This is a genomic window from Dyella sp. 2HG41-7 (assembly GCF_021390675.1).
Taxonomy (GTDB): domain Bacteria; phylum Pseudomonadota; class Gammaproteobacteria; order Xanthomonadales; family Rhodanobacteraceae; genus Dyella_B.
Genome location: NZ_JAJEJV010000004.1, coordinates 2,032,814 through 2,053,824 on the forward strand (window position 1 = coordinate 2,032,814; position 21,011 = coordinate 2,053,824).

General features: G+C 53.7%; 13 protein-coding genes and 1 tRNA gene. 10 read left to right on the forward strand and 4 right to left on the reverse strand.

All coding sequences use genetic code 11. The features are described from left to right. Positions 1-4 precede the first annotated feature (4 nt). A complete protein-coding gene (locus L0U79_RS10395) occupies positions 5-1,573 on the reverse strand; it encodes a recombinase family protein (protein WP_255682791.1) in 1,569 nt (522 codons plus the stop codon). Positions 1,574-1,808: 235 nt separating this feature from the next. Next, positions 1,809-2,084, reverse strand: a complete 276-nt coding sequence (locus tag L0U79_RS10400; protein WP_233842206.1) for a hypothetical protein — start codon at positions 2,082-2,084, stop codon at positions 1,809-1,811. 1,126 nt (positions 2,085-3,210) lie between these two features. On the opposite strand from L0U79_RS10400, the gene L0U79_RS10405 reads away from it, so the two are divergent. The 4 genes from L0U79_RS10405 to L0U79_RS10420 all read left to right on the forward strand — a co-directional run bounded on the left by L0U79_RS10405 (position 3,211) and on the right by L0U79_RS10420 (position 14,484). Beyond that, positions 3,211-7,839, forward strand: coding sequence for an RHS repeat-associated core domain-containing protein (locus L0U79_RS10405; protein ID WP_233842207.1), 4,629 nt, complete (start codon positions 3,211-3,213; stop codon positions 7,837-7,839). Between the two features lie 258 nt (positions 7,840-8,097). Then, positions 8,098-12,843: a hypothetical protein gene (locus L0U79_RS10410; RefSeq protein ID WP_233842208.1), complete on the forward strand. Its 4,746-nt coding sequence runs from the start codon at positions 8,098-8,100 to the stop codon at positions 12,841-12,843. Continuing rightward, positions 12,840-13,991 carry an RHS repeat-associated core domain-containing protein gene (locus L0U79_RS10415; RefSeq protein ID WP_233842209.1) on the forward strand — a complete coding sequence of 384 codons (1,152 nt, stop codon included), beginning with the start codon at positions 12,840-12,842 and terminating at the stop codon, positions 13,989-13,991. The genes L0U79_RS10410 and L0U79_RS10415 overlap by 4 nt, the downstream gene beginning before the upstream one ends. 1 nt (position 13,992) lies before the next feature. Next, entirely contained in the window at positions 13,993-14,484 is a 492-nt protein-coding gene (locus tag L0U79_RS10420) for a hypothetical protein (protein WP_233842210.1), read from the forward strand. A 130-nt stretch (positions 14,485-14,614) separates the two neighbouring features. Here the strand turns inward: L0U79_RS10420 and L0U79_RS10425 are convergent, their stop codons facing one another. Then, the gene (locus L0U79_RS10425) at positions 14,615-15,034 is read right to left on the reverse strand and encodes a hypothetical protein (protein WP_233842211.1); all 420 of its coding nucleotides are present in this window, start codon (positions 15,032-15,034) and stop codon (positions 14,615-14,617) included. Positions 15,035-15,169: 135 nt separating this feature from the next. On the opposite strand from L0U79_RS10425, the gene L0U79_RS10430 reads away from it, so the two are divergent. Beyond that, positions 15,170-15,475 carry a hypothetical protein gene (locus tag L0U79_RS10430; protein WP_233842212.1) on the forward strand — a complete coding sequence of 102 codons (306 nt, stop codon included), beginning with the start codon at positions 15,170-15,172 and terminating at the stop codon, positions 15,473-15,475. Positions 15,476-15,583: 108 nt separating this feature from the next. Here L0U79_RS10430 and L0U79_RS10435 read toward each other — a convergent pair. Beyond that, positions 15,584-15,659 (reverse strand) — tRNA-Thr (locus L0U79_RS10435). A gap of 145 nt (positions 15,660-15,804) precedes the next feature. Between L0U79_RS10435 and pilV the strand changes: the two genes are divergently transcribed. The 5 genes from pilV to L0U79_RS10460 are packed head-to-tail and all read left to right on the forward strand — an operon-like array spanning position 15,805 to position 20,975. Beyond that, positions 15,805-16,317 carry a type IV pilus modification protein PilV gene (gene pilV, locus L0U79_RS10440; protein WP_233842213.1) on the forward strand — a complete coding sequence of 171 codons (513 nt, stop codon included), beginning with the start codon at positions 15,805-15,807 and terminating at the stop codon, positions 16,315-16,317. Then, positions 16,314-17,666, forward strand: a complete 1,353-nt coding sequence (locus tag L0U79_RS10445; protein WP_255682922.1) for a PilW family protein — start codon at positions 16,314-16,316, stop codon at positions 17,664-17,666. Before pilV ends, L0U79_RS10445 begins: the two co-directional genes overlap by 4 nt. A 25-nt stretch (positions 17,667-17,691) precedes the next feature. After that, a complete protein-coding gene (locus L0U79_RS10450) occupies positions 17,692-18,333 on the forward strand; it encodes a PilX N-terminal domain-containing pilus assembly protein (RefSeq protein ID WP_255682792.1) in 642 nt (213 codons plus the stop codon). Continuing rightward, positions 18,314-20,542, forward strand: coding sequence for a PilC/PilY family type IV pilus protein (locus L0U79_RS10455; RefSeq protein ID WP_233842216.1), 2,229 nt, complete (start codon positions 18,314-18,316; stop codon positions 20,540-20,542). Before L0U79_RS10450 ends, L0U79_RS10455 begins: the two co-directional genes overlap by 20 nt. A 13-nt stretch (positions 20,543-20,555) precedes the next feature. Continuing rightward, complete coding sequence (locus L0U79_RS10460; protein WP_233842217.1) at positions 20,556-20,975, forward strand: type IV pilin protein; 420 nt, start codon at positions 20,556-20,558, stop codon at positions 20,973-20,975. Positions 20,976-21,011: the final 36 nt, after the last annotated feature.

Below are 21,011 nucleotides of genomic sequence, written 5' to 3' on the forward strand. Positions count from 1 at the left end.
TCCATCAAGGAATTTTGTGGAGCGGGCGGCGTTCCGCAAGCGCGTAGAGCAGATCAAGATTGTCGATGCGATAACACCGAAATGCAGTGGAGTTGACGCTTTTATCGACAAAGGCGCATCTAACGGAAAGGCCGGAACGGGGAATTACGAAATAATCGAGTGGCGTCGTTTGGTCCTCCGACATGCGTATTACGACCGTAAAGTCAGGGAAGCGGAGTGAGTCAAATCGCAAGCGCCATCGCGCCTCCCCGCTTGGCATCCTTAAACAACGGGTAAGGGCAACGGTAAGCGTAAATTCGTCGTTGATGCGCAGAAAGCCGTGGGATTTGACGATCCGAACTTCCGCATGCACTTTCTGAAGTTCGGTGATGATTTCAGCAATGACGCTTTTCACCACTTCACGTAGCATTCGCCTCTTGGTTAGGTGCCGATAGTCACGTTGAGGGCGATAGCCCGCTAACGCGTAGGCGCCTAAGAGACTTCCAAATCGGGCGATGTAGGCGCCACTGCGTGGCATGTCTTCCTGCTTATCGATCAATGCTGCTGACAATGAGCCGGTTCGATCGAGGAGACTCTTTAATTTGGCCAGCATTTCCTCATCGGTGATGATCGGATTTCGTTTCGCAAAGATGGCCTGGGCGCGTGTGAACCATTCTGTCGGTACGATAGGTTGAAATGCGCCGTCTTTTCGCACCCAGGTGTCGGGACTGTTCTGAACATGCTGCCGCTTCAACTTAAATGATGTTCGGTTGAAGACATTGTTGCCGATGTATTTCTCACTGGTTAGCACCCTGTGCACCGCCTCGCGGTTCCAAGGACGGCCATATGTCATCCGAATGCCGTTCTCGTTTAGGGTATTGGCGATCGCTTGCTCTGATTTGCCTTCCTTTAGAAATGCTTGGTAGATAGATCGTACGGTTGCCACTTCGTGGTCGGGACCAGGCACAAGGATGACGCGATCGGTCTGGACGCTTTTGCGCTCGCCGCGTTTCAGCAGACCTTTGGGAACGCGCTGTTCATCCAGCAGCATGCGACGTAACCCAAAACCCGACGAGCCACCTTGATGGAAGCCCAGCTCAATGAGCCGGCATTGCCCCTGAAAGACCTTGCACGACAGCTCTCGACTATATTCTCCAGCCATCGCACGCTTCACGCTCTTCATGATGGTTGCCATCGGGCTTCCATCGTTCTCAAAAGGCTCTGCGCAGTAAAAGACTTCTATGCCTGCGCGCCTGCACAAGTATTCGTAATAGGCACTCTCATCAGCGTCCTGAAAGCGCCCCCAACGACTGATGTCGTAGACGAGAATGCCGTTGAAATTCAGGTGCCCATATTGAACGTCTTGAATGAGACGCTGAAGGGCGTCACGCCCTTCAAAATTTAAGCCGCTCTTGCCTTCATCAGCGTATGTATGAACGATGGTCATCCCGTGCTGGGATGCGTACTTGTCCAGAGCGTCGCGCTGATTCTCAGTGGAATAGCGCTGAAAATCCGTGGACATGCGGATGTACTGCGCAACCCGTGTAGGCTGCCGAGTCTCCCCCTGGTGTGATGGCAACGCCCATCCACCCATGGCTGCGCCTAGGGATGCCCCATCGCAGTGACAGATTTTGATCTTTAGTCCTAATGCTTGGAGCGTGTCAAGCACTTCGAGCAAACTTGAAAGCTCGCTTATTTCAACTTAACACTTTTGCACCGTTTCGATCATGCTATGCAAGCATGAGGCGGGCAGTGCGGTGAATTTTCACGTCGGCCAAGAAAAGAAATGGTTGGTGAGGAATGCTACAAGGGTAGAGCTAGCGAAAAATTTATTGGCTGGCTGCCAGCTCTATCTGCCGAGTTAATACTCCAAGCATGGCGCTCAAGCTTGCATTGAACATCTTGGGATTTGGTGCGCCATTATTCTCGTGAATATCTGGCATCTCAGAAATGATATCCTGCCACGTATGGTTTAGAAGCTGCGGGTCGGGATGCACTGCGATCAATGTTCGGACACCATATTCGAGCGCCTTCATCGCGCCAACCATTGCCGAACAAATGTCTTCATTGCGCTGGATGATTTCGCGCATCTCTTCTTCGGACATGTTTGGAATCTCCCTGTTCTTCTGAATCCCGTTCGCGACATTCTCTCGCTAATCGCTGTTGCAGGCGTCTAGTCCGTCGCTCGTCAGGCAGAACTTTAACGCGTCACAGCGCTTTACTAAGCCATGGTCCGTCAATGATTGAAGGGACTCAATCAATTGGGAAATGGTTCCTTCCTGCCAGGACGATAGCAATATGCAGAAAGGTATACAGCGCGACGTTTGACGCGCCTCAAATAACTTTGAGAGTACCAACCTATCGAAGTAGGTCTGCTGTGTTTGAACGTCCATATGAGCCCCGCATCTGTGATCGACGTCGGTGCAAAGCGTGGGCAGTTCATGAAATACCTGACGATGTTACGCCCGGGAAAAACAAGTTTGAGCTCTATGTCACGTTAAATTCTTGGTGCATTTCTCTTGCCTTCATGTCTGACACGAGGATTGCAGGCGGGATTCGGGGAGTTCACTATGGAGTTGGGTGAACAGGGCGAGGAATCCACCCATGAGCAGTGAATCCGTTGAAGGTTTTGCTGAACTCCAATTCGTTCCCAAACGCACCGATGAACCACCGCGATATCACGGTGGCTGTCGTGTTATGTACTTAGGTCAAGTGCAAACAGGTCGAACTGAGGCGACCTTTGCGTGCGAGAGCGAGGCGCAGCTAGCAGGCTTTCGATTGGGGCACGAGATGCTGGCGGAGCTGAAGGGGCACGCAATGCGGCCGCGATGAAGCTGCGTTCCGTAAACTGGATTGAAATTTGAGTGCTGGCAGCCAGCGTTCGATTTGCCTTGCGACATTCTGACGGGTGTGCAAGGTAGTCGATGCCTTGACCAAAACTCGCAGGAATTTGCACCGTATTGACAGCGATTCGTGGAAGAGGGCACATTTGAGCGAACGCCCGATCAAACTTTTGGCGTTCATTGTCATCGCAAAAGATGGCCCAGGGGAAAACATGGAAAGTAGGTTTGCACCGCCACTGCGGATTGGCTCTCTATTTCATCGCGCTATAGCTCTTGATACCGGCTGAACTACGCCAGGATTAGGGCATAACACACCTGGTTTTTCGTCGGAGTCTTCGGCTCCGATAAGTCGTTGCGCGCGGAAATCCTGCAAAGCTGGAGAGCCCCTATGAAAAAGATCATATCGCCATTGGAAATCGTCCTCCCTAGGCGCAACTGCGAGAGAGTGAGTGAGCAATCATTTGCAGCCCAGTCTAAAAAAGCTAGGGGCATCACCAAAAGGTTCAATGGAAAGCTGATCATTGGATTGGTAGCCCTTGTAATGATCGCTGGAATAAATAACCAGCTCGTAAGCGTCGCACATGCAGATGACAAGGCCCCGACTGGCGATGACAGCGGGAATGGCAGCGGTGGCGGAGGGGGCGGTGGTGGTGGCGGCGGTGCTGATCCAAGTCAGGCTGCTCAAGGGCAGGCGGTGCAGGTTACAGCGAATAGAGCGCCAGACATTGTCATTGACTTTGGAGCCACCGACGTCACTGGTATGGCCCCGCAAACACCACAATCAGCGATTGGTCCTTCGATACAGCTAAGTAAATCACCTGGGTCAGTAACTACGCTCAGCGCAGTAAACGTCAATGCGAAAATCAGCAAGACAACTACCGACTGCACTGAGGGTGACCCGATTGACCTAGGTACGCAGGCGAAAGTCGCTTCTGCAGTTGATTTCCAAATGCCCGGCGAAATGGGCTTGAAATTCGTTCGCTATTACAACTCCAACGCACAAAATACAACTCTGTGGGGAACGAGTACTCGCGTAGGTGCGTGGTCAACTAGCTACGACTACGTCTTAACAGGCGACTTGCGGCAATCATCAAATTGCAATTTCTCCGCCGTAAACAGCGTTTGTCCGATGGTGCTAGTCCATCCTGATGGAAGGATAGTTGAGTTTGCGCCGGGGACAGAAAATGCGGACGGTTCCGCTTCCTTTGTGCAGTTGAATAACGGCGTATCGACAATGACTCGCAATAGCGATGGGTCATATGTCATCCACGATGAGAATTCCAACATCCTGACGTTCAGTTCCGCGCAATTCCACAATAGCTTCACCATCACATCGATTAAAGATCTTGCCGGCATCGGTTGGTCGTTTTCGTACCCGGATGCTAATGACATGATCGTCACTCATACCTCCGGGCAGACGGTAAAACTCAATTGGACCGACACATATATTGGGTACAGCGATCTTGTTCAACCAATGGTGCGGTCACTTACCGTCACCGATCCGAGCGGAAAAATGTACAGCTACAACACCAGTATTCCTGCTGGGACGATCGGTGCAGTGATTTCCAATAGGTATTTGGTAGGCGAATTAGATTCTGTGACCTATCCATACTATTCAGGAACACAAGCTTCCGTTGTTTCGTATAAGTACATAGACGATACGTCAGGGGTGTATGGGAAATATCAGTACGCGCTGACTGAGGTTGACTATAACGGGGTCGCGCACGACACGACGTCATACAACTCGTTGGGACAGACTACTCAAACCCAAAACTCGGACGGGACAAATAAAGTAACAGTCACTTACGCGAGCAATAGCACGGGTGTTGCCGCTACGGTGACCAACCCGTTAGGTCACGTCAGTGTTTATCAGTTTGATGGCAATTCGAATATCGTCTCGATAACAGGCCAAGCCGCGGCTCAGTGTCAAGCTTCCTTTAGCTCGCAAACGTACGACGGCAATGGAAACGTCAAGTCACAAACGGACGCAAACGGAAATGTGACGAACTTTACCTACGCTGCAAATGGTGAGCTATCACAAAAGGTAGAGGGGGCGAATTCAAGCTACGCACGGACCACAAATTTTGCATGGGATCCTACGCCAGGTACGGACCGTCTCGCGTCGGTGACAGTAGTGGGTGTCCTTCAGACGAAATTTTTCTATACACCGCAGGGTCGAATTGCCTCGGTAACGCAGACCAATTTGACTTCTGCGGGTGTGAGCAATCAATCCAGGACGACGTCATACGGTTACACACTTTATCCGAATGGCATGGTCCAAAGCGTCAAAGTGACTCCGCCAAGCGCATCAGATACCGCGATCTACAATTACGATACGTTGGGGAACGTAGTTTCTATCGTTAATGGCTTGGGACAGTCAGTCACGTATAACACCCACGACGGTTTAGGTCGTGTCACGCGAATGACCGACGCAAATGGAGTTATTTCGGATTTCACCTATAACTCCCTTGAATGGCCGCTCACGCACACGGTGCGGGCGAGTTCCAATGGCAGCCCATCTTCAGGAGATGCGGTGACTACGCTCGCCTATAGTGACTTTCCTTTCAGCGTAGTGACCTCTGTGACCGACCCGGATGGGGTTGCGACACAATATTCCTATGACGCGTCACAGAGAATGGACCAAGTAACCGATGCGCTCGGGAACTATATAAAATATACGTTGAATGCCGCCGGAGATCGGACTGAGCGCACGATATACAACTCCAGCAATCAGGCGTCGAGCTATGCGTTTGCGCAATATAATGTCTTAAGCGAACAAACTAACCGCTCCAATGCAAGTGGTCTTCAGATTGCAGGTTATTCATACGATCCAGAAGGAAATTTGACCGACGCGTACGACGCAAATGGCGTCGACACTCATTTTACTTATGATGTTTTAAATCGACTGCATTCTACGATTCGATACTACGGCGGTAGCGACCCTGCAACTGCAAATGCGACGACGACGTACAGTTACGACGCGCTTGATCATCTCGTCAGTGTGGTCGATCCCGGCGGGCTAGCCACTACTTATACAACTGACGGGTTTGGCCAAACCTGGGCGGTAAATAGTCCAGATAGCGGGCAAACAAACTACGCTTTTGACAGTGCTGGTCGCCTAACTGGAAAGACTGATGCGCGTGGTTATGTAACAAACTATTCATATGACAGCATCGATCGATTGACGGGAATTCAATACCCGGCGCATCCTGCGCTAAACGTGACTTACACTTATGACCAGTCGGCTCCGATTGGAATTTGCCCGACAAATTTCAATGTTGGACACTTGACGGGCATGACGGATGCTTCCGGGAGTTCTGCTTGGTGCTACACGAACCAAGGGTATATTCGTGTGGAGCAGAAAGTTATAAACGGCACTACCTATATCTCCGGGTTTGTCAAAACTCTTGGTGGCCGAATGAAGTACGTTCAATATCCGTCGGCCCTTGAGCTAACTTATGGCTTTGACGCGGACGGTCGCGTCAACAGCATCAACTATCAGCAAAACACACCTTCTGGGAACGGCTACGCCATTGTGGGCTCCGTTATGCCGCTAATCAGCGGCGTGAATTACTTGCCGTTTGGCCCAATGGAGAACTACACCTGGGCGCAGACAGGAAGTCCAACGGAGTATCTTGGCTACGATGGGAACTACATCCTCACTGACATCGTAAGTACTCCGCTGAATCTGCATTACGGTCGTGATGGCAATGGCAATGTGACTGGCGAGCTGCCTTCTCACGGTGCGAATCCGCCGAATGAGACGTATCACTATGACGCACTTCATCGCCTCTATGAGGTGGACGGTGCTGGCGGTGCGTTGGAAGAGAGCTTTACCTATAACGTTTCCGGTGACAGGTTATCGAAGACTGTCGGTAGTTCACCAGCAGCGGTGTATGGATATAACGCGAACTCGCATTACTTGACATCGGTTGGAGGAGCTTTGCGCACGGTTGATTCTGCAGGCAATACAACTACGATGACTGATCCAAACGGGGACATTATCGGCCTCGACTATGACGATCGTAATGTAGTCGATGCCGTTACGACTTCAGCAGGCACTATTGCCAATTATCAGTACAACGGGTTTGGGCAGCGCGTATGGCGCACAATTACTTCACCTAGCGCTGGGCAGGCCGCTTATGTTTTCGACCCTGAGGGTACAGGTGAAATTTTCGGTGAATATTTTGCCAGCGATCACCGCGAATTCGTTTACTTAAACGGTATGCCGGTTGTCGCGGCCGTTGACGCTAGTCCCACAACTACGGCAACCATCCGTGATCTCTATACGGATCAAAACGGAACCATTCGCGCCGTAACAGATACGCAGGGAAATCAGATCTACGCTTGGCCGTGGCTTAACAACGCTTTTGGTGAAGCCCCAGCTACTGGTAGCTCCCCGTTCTACAACCGCTTCCCGGGACAAAATTATGACGTCGAAACCGGGCTCTTCTATAACGGTGCGCGCTATTACGATCCAAGCACAGGCCGATACATTCAAAGTGATCCACTAGGGTTGTCTGGTGGGCAAAGCAGTACTTACGCCTACGTAGATGGCAATTCTTTGAACTACATTGACATGCTAGGCCTCTGCCAAAACTCGAAATGTACGGCAGCGCGTGCTTTTGTCGCCGCGCTTGGTCAGCAACTGTCTTCAGCAGGTAAAAAGACCACTTGGGCCGGCGTTGGTATTGTCGCTGGGGCAGGTGTCGCAGGACTTCTGGCTCCGGAAGGGGCTCCGGCTGAAATTAGCGCCGCTGAGGTTGGAGCGGGATTTATTAGGGTGGGTGGGTATGTTTCCTTAGCGGGCGCCGCGCTGACAGGGTATGCAAAAGGAGGCTTTACGAGCGCCGGACGTGCAGCATTTATGAGCAAGTCACCTGATGTCTTAGGAAGCTTTCTCTTAAAGCATGCGTTCGGTGGCGCTCCATCTTCTACGATAGACGCTGCTAACAGCATCCTGGGGGAAATCCCGGATGCACTTGAGCAAGAGGAAGAAGCCTGTGGTGTTAATTGAATGGCTAAAATACAACGGGTGGGTTCTTTTGGGAGATTTGGCTTTTCTCTACAACGTCATATATGGACTGAAGACGGGTGAGGTTTGTGAGCTGATAGGGTTCGTCAAGCGGTCCGATGATGCGCCTCGCTATTGGGTTGCCATTGTTATAAGTGCCTCGCTATTCATCATTGGTTTTTTGTTGCTCGTGACGAATGCGAATAAATAGACTGAAGGGAAAACTTGATGCGTGCATGTTGGCAAAGGAGCTGCCTGTGGATGGCGGCGTTGTTTGCGCTGGCTGGTTGGTGCCATGCTCAATCGGTCACTCCCGAAGATGACTATAAGCAACTGATCCAGGTCGATCAGAACATCCATCCCTTGGGTGAGCATCCCTTCGGTGAAAACATTAGCCTGTACGATGGCACGGTTTCGTTCGAAGAAACCGACGTCGTTCTCAAAGGTAACGGGCCGACGATCCAGCTTGGACGCGTACTAGCACCAGGGGCCGATGTGCCCACTGTCTCGCTTGCTTTCGCAGATTGGGATTTGGACATTCCACGCATCGAGACGATCTCAGCCAACCAAGCTAACGTTACCGGCTGGGACGTGCCGGGCAATAGCCCGCTTCAGCGTTGCACCTACTTCGGAGTTCCTCCTGAGGTAGGGCCGGCGCAACCTGGTGGTGATCCATGGTCCGCGGATCAATGGTGGTACGGCTATCACTTGATGATGCCTGGACAAGGTAGTCAGACTTTGTTGCAGCGCGCTACCGGGTCCACGCCTGCACCCACGGGTGGGTTTAACGCCACTATCGGCACCACGCAAAATTGGATGCTTGGTTGCGGTGTGACAGCTAGCGACGGAGGCGAGGGTTTCCAGATGCTCGCACCGGACGGCACGCTTTACACGTTTGCCCATCTGGCCTACCACCCGATCATCGATATTTCCAAGCCCGCCGGCACCGCACCGGATGCGGCGACTGTGGGTGCGCAGTCGCTAGCGGCGACTACGGATCTTTTGTATCGCCGCGACGCTTTGATGTACGTCACGCAAATTAAGGATCGCTTCGGCAACACGCTGACGTACAACTACGACTCCAGTACGGGCTATCTAACAAGCATCACGGCCAGCGATGGGCGTGAAGTGGATATCAGCTACCAATCGGGATCTCCGCTGATCAGCTCGATCACCGCGACGGCCACGAATGTTTCGCCGCGTAAGTGGTATTACAGCTACAACACGCCAGCGAATACTCCGTTGCCAACCCTGACAGGCGTGCAACTACCGGATGGAAGTACCTGGTCGTATCAGTTGAGCAACTTTAGGAGTGCACAGCTCGCAACGGCGGGTGGTGACTGTGAGCAAAATACGCTTCCTGTCCTGTATTCCTCTCCCGCCACCGGCAGTATTACGCATCCCTCGGGTTTGACCGCGACGTTCACGCTGGCGCCCGTTTTGCACGGACGCTCGTATGTACCTAAAGAGTGTATGGCCGTAAGTGATACGACCACTCAGGAGACTTACGCTGTTATTCCTAACTATTACTACCAGTATTCGGTAACAAGCGAAGTGGTATCGGGTGCGGGCGTACCCACAGAAACGTGGAATTACAGTTACTCCGCCATAAATCGGAGTTGGACTAGCGATAGTTGCGCGAGCAACAGTAGTTGTCCGTCGTCAGTCTACGTCGACGTCACCGATCCAGGAGGTAACGATACCCGTTACACCTTCAGCAATCGCTTTAATGCGACAGAAGGGCAATTGCTGCGCACAGATCGCTACAGTGGATCTTCCAGCGGTACATTGATTCGCTCGGAAGTTAATACTTACGCTAACCCGACGGGTGGCCCATGGCCGTCTAATTACGGTAATGATTTGCAGGATCGCGATAACAATGCGCGGACTACGGAAATCTCACCGTTAAGCCAGCGCACAATCACCCAAGATAGTCAAAACTACACTTGGCAAGCGACCGCGTTCAACGCCTATGCGCAGCCTACCGATGTGAAGCGTTACAACGACGTCCCCGGGCAGTCCTCGATCGAAGAGACCACGACTTACCTCAACGATACGAATACTTGGGTGCTGGGTTTGCCGCAAACCGTGACGAATGTCGGCACAGGTGAGGTGGAGATTAGTAACGCCTATAACACCCTGGATGAACTGACTGCACGCGCTCGTTTTGGCCAGACATTGATGAACTACGGATGGAACAGTGCAGGGCAGTTGGCGAATTTCAAGGACGGTAATAACAACACGACCCTATTGGGCAACTACTACCGAGGCATCCCGCAGCAGATCAATTATCCCGATGGTGGTGTAGAGAGTTTGACGGTGGATGATCTCGGTGACATTACGTCGACCACTGATCAGAACAACTACACGACGCAATACAGTTACGATGCGATCGGACGGATTCATCAAATCATCTATCCGTACAACAGCAATACCGATAGTGCGCAGTGGTTCAACAAGACCTTCACGTATACGCTGACGAGTGCTAGTGAACGTGGCATTTCTGGACCGCATTGGGATCGCACGGCTACCGTCGGCAATGCGATCACCACCACCTATTTCGATGCCGACCTACGACCGATCCTGACCGACACTTCCAATGGTAGCCAGGACATCACAACCGTCACGAACTACGACTGGACCGGCGCCACCACGTTGGCGTCGTATCCGGTGTACGGCACGCCCGATTTCACCGCTGTCACTACCGGCACCCATCACCAGTACGACGCGCTTGAGCGAGAAGATCTGACCACCGAAGATAGTGAGCTTGGTGCACTAAATACGATCACCAACTATGTGTCAGGCGCGGGCATCCAAGTCACGGATCCGAAAGGTAACGTGACGACCACGTATTACCAGGTGTTTGACACGCCTAGCTACAACGCGCCGATTCAGGTCAATGCTCCGCTAAGCGTTGTTCAGTCGATCGCGCGAGACATCTACGGTAACCCGACATCGATCACCCAATCCGGTCCGTATGGCGGTGTACAGAGCAGCCTTACCCGAACGCTGATGTATGACGGTTTTCACCGCTTGTGCCGTACGACAGAGCCAGAAAGCGGCAGCACGGTGATGTTTTACGACGGTGCTAACAATCTAAAGTGGAACGCGTCGGGTCAGGTCATCACCGATGGCACCTGCGGTACGAGCGATGTTCCCGCAGCCGTGCAAACGGTGCGCACCTACGATCCGATGAACCGCGTGCTGACTGTTACGCCGCCAACAGGCACCCAGAGCACCTCATACACCTACGACTACGTGGGCAATCTCAAAACGTCGGCTTCCGGCATCACTAGTCAGGCCTTTTATTACAACACGCGCAATCTTCTGACCAGCGAGACATTGTCGGTGCCGGGTTACTCATGGGGGATGGCGTATGTCTACGACGGCTACCCTCATGTCAGCGCGATTGGATATCCCTCCTTCAACGGCACCAATGAAGGCGTGTCGTACAACCCAGACGCTCTGGGCCGCGTAACGCAAGTAGGTAGCTACGTAAGTGGAATCACTTATTTTCCAGACAGCCAAGTGTCAGGCTTTAACTATGGCAGTGGTGCCAGTTATGTGGCGGGGCAAAACACCCGCCAGTTGCTAAGTAACTTCAGTTACGGCGTTGGTAGTGCGTCCGCGGTCAGTGAAGGTCTTGCTTATGACAGCAACGGCAATATCACCAATATTAGTGATCAGGTTAATGGCGTGCGCACCAAGTCATTCCAATACGACGCGCTCAACCGCCTGACCAACGCGGCGGCGCCAAACCTCTATGGGACGGAGGTGTACCAATATGATGCCCTCAACAATCTGCGCACGCGTCTGACTGGCGGCAACACGCTCACCTTTACCTTAGAGCCGACGAATCAAGTCGCCAGTGTATCGATGGGGTCGAACATCATTACGACCTACGGCTACGACAATCAGGGTAACCGGAACAGCGTGAGTAGTGGCGGTACGAACACCAACTACAACTTCGATGCGGAGAACCAGTTGCTGCAGGTGTCAGGGGTAGAAGGTTACGACTACGATGCGGCCGGCCGACGTGTCGCCAAGACCGCTCTCAATGGCGCCGTGAGCGACTACTACTTCTACGACCAGGCTGGTCAACTGATGTATGACTACAATCCTACGACAGCCATCGGGACGAATTACTTCTACGTGGGCACGAAGCTGGTTGCCAAGCACGCGACGGTGCAATTGACCGCACCCACCAATCTCACCGCCAATCCCAATCCGAACACGGGCAATTTCACCGTAAGTTGGGGTGCCAGCAACACCGCCACCATCTATACGTTGCAAGAAAGCATCAACGGCGGTGCGTGGAACACGATTTACAGCGGTAGCGGCACCAGTGCCGCGCTGACTGGTCGTGCGGGCGGGAGCTATGCCTATCGAGTTCAGGCAAGTAACAGCAGTGCTCACAGTACCTGGGCCTCGTTGTCTTCAGTAGGAGTCTGGCCCGCTATTCCTACGGTGACCGTACCCTCAGGCTCGGTGAATAGTTCTTACACCGTAAGCTGGACCGCCTCACCGGGGGCCACCGGCTACAACGTGCAGATGTCGGCTGGCGGCGGCTGGATCACGATTGCTTCCAACACCGCCGCCACCTCGATCAGCCAACCCGGCAATGCCTACGGCACCTACACCTATCAGGTGGAAGCGATCAATCAATACGGTTCGGCAGGCTGGAGCGCTCCAGCCTCGGTAGTCGTCAATAACGCCGGTGTTATGCCTTCGCCCGCGCCAACCTTGACGGTATCGTCGCCCCTTGGTGGTAAGCAGACGATCACTTGGACGATCGCTTCACCAGTTACCGGCTACACGCTGCAACAGAGCTTCAACAAGGGTGCCTGGACGACGGTCTACAGCGGTACAAACACTCAAGTCACCCTGACGGGCTTGTCTTCATTTGGTAGCTACACCTACCAACTCCAGGCCTGCAACAACTCAGGCGGCCAATCAGCCTGTACGGGATGGGTGAGTCCTTCAGGATCGGGAGGAGTGGGGCCATGACCAACCTGGACATATTTAGCTTGAGCCATCACGAAGGCTTGTTCGCCACTAAGCGGGACTGTCGGAAAGAGGAGCGCCTACGGATGGCCAGTACGAACCAGTTGCACAGAAAGGGATGGAAGACTGCGCTGAGATGGATGGCGTCACTGATGCTGTTAGTGAGCTTCCATGCGTTCGGGCAAAGCGCAGGCACGATTACCTACGTTTACACCGATCAGCAAGGTACGCCACTGGCCGAGACCGACGCGAGTGGCAATATCACGGCGACATTTGAGTACACGCCTTATGGAACATTCGCACCGAATGGGACGAGTTCGCCAGGAGCGGATCCGAATGGGCCTGGCTATACGGGGCATGTGAATGATCCGGAGACGAATCTTGTTTACATGCAGGCGAGATACTACGACCCGGCTACTGGGCGTTTTTTGAGTGTCGATCCTATAGGTCTTAGCTCTCAAACGTCGTTTGAAATCGCTCGTTACACCTATGCAGGCAATAATCCAATTGGAAATTCGGACCCGACTGGCGCATTCACAGAAGGTATGACTGGAGGTCAGATCGAATGCGAAGTTTACAGTTGTCAAATAACAGGCTCCGACTCAGCGCAGGTGCAACGTGCGCAGACCGCAATGAACGAGGCGAATGATGCCCTCAAGGATCAAGGAGTTCTTGGTCACCCTTATGACGCTGAAAACAATCTGGTCACCGCATGGGCCAATGCCGTAGTGCCTGTTACGAAGAGAATGCGTGTGGAGCTTCAATCGGACATTATGTATTTGCAAAATAGCGGATTTTTCAGCTCCGCAGCGTACAGTACAGGAAATCAAACCAATGTAGATGTTGCGAATTTTCAGGTTAAAGTGCAGGCGGCAGGGAAAAAGGTCGCTGAGATTCATACGCACCCTTTTAACAATGAATTCTCAGGTATGACGGCGTATGTAATGCCATTCGATCCGAATGCGCATGCTGCAGGACAAAATTATTGTTGTGATTTAAATAGGTATTATGGAAACGGTATCGATGGGTATGTGGCGATGCCAAATGGATCGATATATGGCTGGAACTACAGGTCGTTCAAACAAAGAGCAGACGAACATGGGCCGACAACGTTGGGCAGCGGAGTTTTTACTGTAAGGGTAGGGCATTGACATGAAAAAAAGTTTGACTCTTCTTGCGCTAGTGATGCTCTGCATCTTTACACCCATGGTTAACGCCGGTGATATCGATCGATTCTGTTTCGATCGGGGCGACACCAACGAGAAGGTTTGTGCGGTTCCTTTGACGGTGTTGATCGCACGAGGTGAAGACTTCAATGGCAAGCTTGTGCTCTTGCATGGGTATTTTGCAAATGGAGCGGTGCCGGTGCTCTTTGCCAGTAACGAAGACTTTCTTACATCAAACGTCGAAAATGGCGTGGTTGTACGCGTTCAAAAAGATAGCCCGATAGCGGCAAGGCTGTTCGAATTAAATCATAGATCAGTGGACATATTGGGTAGATATGATGCTAGTCCCGTCGATCTGACCAGTTATCATGCTGGCAGAGCAAGCGGAAGTATTTCGAGCATTCGGCTGGTTGGCGATGCTTACGCACCTTGGGGCTTCAACGAATACGGCCCCATGTTGATAACTCCAAAACAGTAGACTGAACAACACGGCCTCGTCGTATTGACGTTAACCTAATCGAATCGCTGGGTTAGGTGTCCGATACACGCATAGTTCGTGCCGAAGTGACCGTCAAACGAAGTCAAATAAATTGAGTGACGTTGAGTGACTACCAGTCGAGCTGTTCTTGTCGCTCACGGTTGCTGATGGCGAGCTCGTGCGCAGCTTCGGCAACGGGGCACTGCGCACTGCGATGAGTGCCGTGGAGATGTCTGCGCAGGCCCTCAGGGTAGGTAAACCCGGGCCCGTGTTTGTAGAAGTTTTGCGCCTCAGCGCGACACAGCGGACATATCGCTCGCTCTTCGCTGTACTTTTCATTGCCGACCGTAATGACGTCCGCGAGCTCTAGCACTTTCTCGACGGCATCGCGAAACCAGGTGTACACGGCGCCCGGCTCGCAGAAGTCGGATCGTGGATATAACACCTTTTCGAATTTGGGTCCGGTCAATTCGATGATTGCCACGCGCGCCATAAAAAGATCGCTCTCCAGCTTACGGATTCGCGCCTCGAGCTCTGATTTGGCTCTCATGTGTGCGCCTCGGGCAGAGTGATAACGACTGACAAGAATTTTTATCGATCGTTATCGTAGACCCGTTGGGCGGTATATTGACCCTTGGCTACGGGTTACCCACAGTGGTGTCATCGCCCCCGCACTGGAGGTTTCATGAGCGATCAAAATTCGAACGGCGCACAGCCGACTGGGCCTTTAGCAGCGATGGCAGCACAGTTATTGGATGTCACACAGCATGCGTATGCACTGGAAGCGGTGCTCATGACCTTGACCCTTACTGTCATTCGCAGTCATCCAGATCCAGATCGATTTCGTGAGGAATGGGATCAGAACATTGCGGCAATGTGGTCGACGGCCGCTGTGATGAGCGGAACAGGAAATCCGGTGCTGCCGATAATCCAGCGCATAAAAGAGCAGATTGAATCAGGATTTCCAGAACGCCGTACGTCGGAAGAATAATTCGAAGCCAATTACTTGGCTGTGCGAAGATCTGTGGGTAGATATGTGGGTACTACAAACGCGAAACGCAAAAAAACCAAGGCCTGTCAAGACCTTGGCTTCGTAGTTTGGTGCCGGAAATAGGAATCGAACCTACGACCTACGCATTACGAATGCGCCGCTCTACCAACTGAGCTATTCCGGCGGAGCCGCCTAGTTTACGGGGGAGGCCCACGGCCTGCAAGGGTTGATGGCGCGGCTGAATCGGACCGCGCGATGGGGCGGCGGCCGACTGACGCGGATGCTCCGGCGCGGCGACAGTGGGGATCGGTTCAACAGGGATCGCGTCCATGTCGCGTTCGAGGCATCAGCAAGGCGTCACGCTGATCGAAGTTCTCACGGCCATGCTTGTCTTCAGCGTGGGTTTGATCGGCGCGGCCGAGTTGATGCTGGTGGCGTCGCACGTCAACCATACCGCCTATTTGCGCACGCAAGTCGCGTTTGTCGCGCAAAACATGGTTGAGCGCATGCAAGCCAATCTCACGGGCGTGTGGCGCGGCGACTACAACGGCACGTATCCCGATAGCAGCGCGCAAGATTGCTCCGCTGGCTGCACGCCGCAGAGATTGGCGCTGCATGATCGGCAACTTTTTGGCGATCAGCTCAAAACGTTTCTACCGCCGAATGCGCAGGCGCGCGTTCTTTGCAGCAACGGTGGACTCGCCTATGTGCCGACGCCGGAACAATGGGCGTGGCGACCTCCGTACGGCGGCAACTGCGCGATGACCGTTACGTGGATCGAGCGACGGTTAGGGAGTGCAATTCCCTCGGCGGAAACGCTCGCCTGGGAATTCCAACCATGAAGCGATGCTGTCACGGGCTATCGCTAGTGGAGTTGATGATCGCGATGGCGCTCGGATTGTTGCTAAGCGCAGGCATCGTTGCAGTATTTACCGCGACGTCCGCCCAACGCAAGGTGCAGGAGCAACTGGCGCTACTGCAAGAAGAAGGGCGCTTTGCCATCACGCAAATCAAGAACGATCTCGCCATGGCCGGCGCGCAATACTGCGCCGGAACGGGAGGCGATGCGCACGCCAGCGGAGCAGGTCCCTACCTGGATCAACTGCGAGCTCCCACTGTTTATGCAAGCGATCCCAGCGTGCTTATGAGGGCCTTGAATGATGTCACCACACCTTGGGGCGGCGCGTATCCATCGGCGCCGAGCGAGCCGTATTCCTTTCCTTCGTTTCTCGCCATGCGCGGTTATGACTGCACTTCGACTGCTTGCACGCCGATGGACCCAAGCAATAAGCGCAATCCAAGTGGGTTCAGCATTGCCGCTATGGGTAAGGCGATCGATAGTCGAGTTATCGGTACATCAGTCATTACTGTGCGCTACATCAATCCTTCAGGCGGTTGGAAAGTCGCTTCGAACGATAGTGCTGGAGGAAGCAAAATCGATAGTCATGCCGATGGATCGATCGGTATCAGCTTGCATCCCGGCGCCGGTGAATTGGCTGTCGACAAGGTCAAGGCAGAAGAGCCATTGATGTTGCTGGCTGATTGCTCCAGTGCGCAGATCTTCGATGCATCAGGGCAGGGTGGCTCGCAACTCTTCTCTACGGGTAACAATTTTGTCCAGCCGCGCGTGATGCAAAACATGGTTGCGCCAAAGTTATTCGACCTCAGTCGCGATCTTCGAACCGTTACTTACTTCTTGAGGGTGGTAGATACCGGGGACGGCGCGGGGCATAAGACGGGTGCGCTGGTTCGTCGCCTCAATGGAGGCAACACGGCTTTTCGTGACGGACTATCAGAAGAAATTGCGCGTGGCGTCGAGCGCCTCGATTTCAAATACGGCGTGCAACACGCCGATGGCACCGTCCGCTACTACACAGCAGCTCAAGTCGATAACAGTACGAGCGCCGATTGCCCCAGGGTCCCGCTGCCGATTCCGGGCAGCAACGATCATGGTTGTCTCTGGCGTGCCGTAAGTTTGATCGAGATCGATCTGTTGATGGACGGTCAAAAGCCTTTGTATTCGCTCACTCCAGACGAATTGGCGTACAGCTATGCCGCGGACGGCATTCACAGTCCGGAATCTCCTTCTTCTTCAAGGCGAAAGGTAACGCCGGAACAACAGGGATTTCCGTTGCCGATGTTGCGTCGCGAGTTTACGGCTGTCGTGGCCGTGCGTAACGCCAATCCATGATTCCAATCGTTGCAAGGATGCAAGCATGCGCGTTTTACGTAATGACCGACGATTTTTCCGTGACGGCACTTGCAACGGGTTCGCGTTGTTAATGGCTTTAATCTTTTTGTTGTTGATCAGCATGTTTGCCGTGGGAGCATCCGAGTACGCGTTGTTGCAGCAACGTATGGCCGGCAATCTGCGGAATGCGCAGCAGGCACGAATGAGTGCGGAATCGGCGCTACGAGGTGCGGAATACAAATTGTGGTCGACAGCGAATCAGCCAGCCACACGTTTGCATTGTCTGGACGCCGCCGTGTCGCCCGACGATGGCTGCGTCGTCTACCGCGGCGATGGCGCGCTTTACGCGACGAACGGTGCAGTGACTCGTTTTCAATCGGCGGCAGGTTGGATAGCCGGTATCGGTGTGTCGTATCCGCTTTCATCGAATACGCAGGAGCCGACAGAAGCGTTGGCGAAAGATCCCGTCTATCTCATTGAAGATTTAGGCGCAGAACATCCGCCTGGGACAACGGGCTTGCATGAATCCGGCAACACCGGGCCGAACAATGCTGCCCAGGCGCAGGTTGCCATTCACATGTATCGCATTACGGCGCGTGGCGTTGGTGGCAATTCGAATACGGTTAGCGTCGTGCAGAGTACATTCGATGCGCCAGTCAATCCTTAATTCCTTCCGTCCGCTGGTGTCGCTTTCGTTGGCGGCAACGATAGGTCTGACGTCGTTTGCAAAAGCGCAAAACACCGTAGAGCTGAGTCCGCTGCCATTGGACCGTTCACAAGAAGCGCCGTCTCTCGCGATTCTGGGGCTGAATAGCAATGTGCTTGGAGAGGGCTCGCTCGCTTTTGAAGGCGGCTACAACTCTGCCGACTGGTCAGGTGTACTCAAAGCGGTGACTGTGAATGGTGGCGGCGTCGCAGGCGAGACGATGTGGGATGCGGGCGCGTTGCTTACCGATCCAGACATATCCTCTCCCGAAGGGCGGACGGTGCTCACGGCAAGACGTGGCGATGGCGGCGCGATTACTGGCATGGGTTTCGAGCCGCAAGCCGACTTTGATGACGTCGAAATGCATGGCTTGATGTCGCCCGCGTCGGAACACGCTGCAGACACGATGATGGCGCGTGTGAACTATCTGCGTGGCGACCGGATATCCGAAACGGATGGCGGGATGCGCAAACGTATCAGCCTACTGGGCGCGATACTGCATTCGCAGGCAATCTATGTAGGCTATCCGTCTAGCAACTATATCGACACGTGGCCGAAACAAATCGGTGGCGTGATCGTGTCCGCGCCCGAAGCCCAACCCGGCGCGCAGCGTTACGCAGATTTCGTCTCGAAGCACGCAAATCGTCCACCGGCTTTGTACGTCGGCGCCAATGACGGCATGTTGCATGTGTTTCACGCGCCGATTCCAGCGTGCAAAACGCGAGATTCGAATAATCGCTGCACTGCGTACAACGCCGTCACAAATGCGGGCAGGGAGTGGTGGGCCTACGTGCCGCGCGCGGTGTATGGCAATCTCGGCAATCTGACATCGGCGAATCATTTCCACTTTCAACCAACAGTGGATGCTACACCGGTGGTGCGAGATGTCTTTTTCAGCGAACGTGGGCATCACGAATGGCACACCTTGCTGGTGGGCGGTCTTCGGCTCGGTGGGCGCGGCGTCTATGCGTTGGATATTACCGACCCTGATGCAGCAAGCGAAGCATTTCCAAGGCGCACGGTGTTGTGGGAGTTTGATGCCGATTCGGCGCCCGGCACAACGCCGTCGAACGTCGCGTACAACCCGGTGGATCTCGACTATACCTATGGGCAGCCGGCGATTGCGCGTCTTGCGAATGGTCGATGGACGGTATTGATTCCCAGCGGATATTTCGCCGACTGCAGCGCCAAGGACAAACCGATTCATTGCGAAGAATCGAGCGGGACGCCACCTGCCGCTTACAGCGCTTTGTTCGTATTGGATGCGCAAACGGGCGAAGTTATCGCCGAACTGAAAACGCCGACGTCGATCGACGGTGTTAGGAGTTATGGGCTCACGACGCCGGTACTTGGCGACTACAACAACGATCAAGTCGACAATGTGGCTTTCGCAGGCGACCTTGCCGGGAATTTGTGGCGCTTCGATCTATCTTCGCCCAATCCATCGAAGTGGATGGTTGCGCTGGCTTATCGGGCCGCCGCGCAAGGCGCTCAACCCATCACGAGCATGCCGCGCCTTTTTCCCGATCCGGCGACAAATCGATTTATCGTCGTGTTCGGCACGGGTAAATACCTTGGCGATGACGACAAGGCCAACGAGGACGTCGCAACGCAGTCGATCTACGGCATTCGAGATAAGCTCGATGCGGAAGAGCAACCGATAACATCCACGCGGCAAGACTTGCAGTCCCAAATGCTTACTGAAAGTGTGGCGGCGGATCAAAACGGGCAGGGCGCAAGTGCGACTGTACGCAGTCTCACGTCAAATCCCATCCTCGCCAAAGCGGGCGGTTGGTTTATCGACCTGAACGTTATTGCGGGCGAGCGCGTTGTCGCGACGCCTGGCGCCGTCTTCAACACCAACGTTGCATTGGTCAGTACGCTGATCCCTCATGCCGACAAACCAGGCGGCGCGATCATGGCGATCGACGCCGCGACAGGTCGCTCGGCATCGATCGTTTCGTTCGGTGGGACATCGTATGCAGGCGCTCTCGTCGAAACCCCGCTCACGACCGGTACATTGCCCGCCGCGGCGCGAATGGGTGGCGGGAAGCTGATCTTGCCAGACCTCAAATTGAGAGGCGTCAAGAACGGCTTGGACACACCTGTATCACTCGACAGCTCGTTATGGCGTCGTCGTTCGTGGCAGGTACTGACGCCGGATTCTTGAAAGGAGAAACGCGATGGATCGCACCCGCGGATTTACATTGTTCGAATTGATCGCCGCTGTGGCGATCGCTGCGATATTGGCCGCTGTGGCTACCCAATCCTATGTGCGATATGCGAGCCGCTCCCGTCGTACGGACGCACATCATATGCTTATGACAATTGCCAGCAGCGAAGAACGTTGGTACGCCACTTACAACCGTTATACGGATGATCCAGGAAAGTTGGGCTACGCAACCCCGACCTTGTCGCCGCATGGTTATTACGAAGCGACAGTGACGGTCACTGACGATGACGGTCAGGCGTTTATTGCGACGGCCATACCGATCAAACAACAGGCCGGCGATGCATGCGGTACGCTTTCTATAGACAACGCCGGCCACAAAACGCCGGCCAAGTCGGATGCAGCGGCCAATGCAAACGGGAACTGCTGGTAGCTTGTTGGCTGAGCGTATTGTTCGGCTGGATTCAAC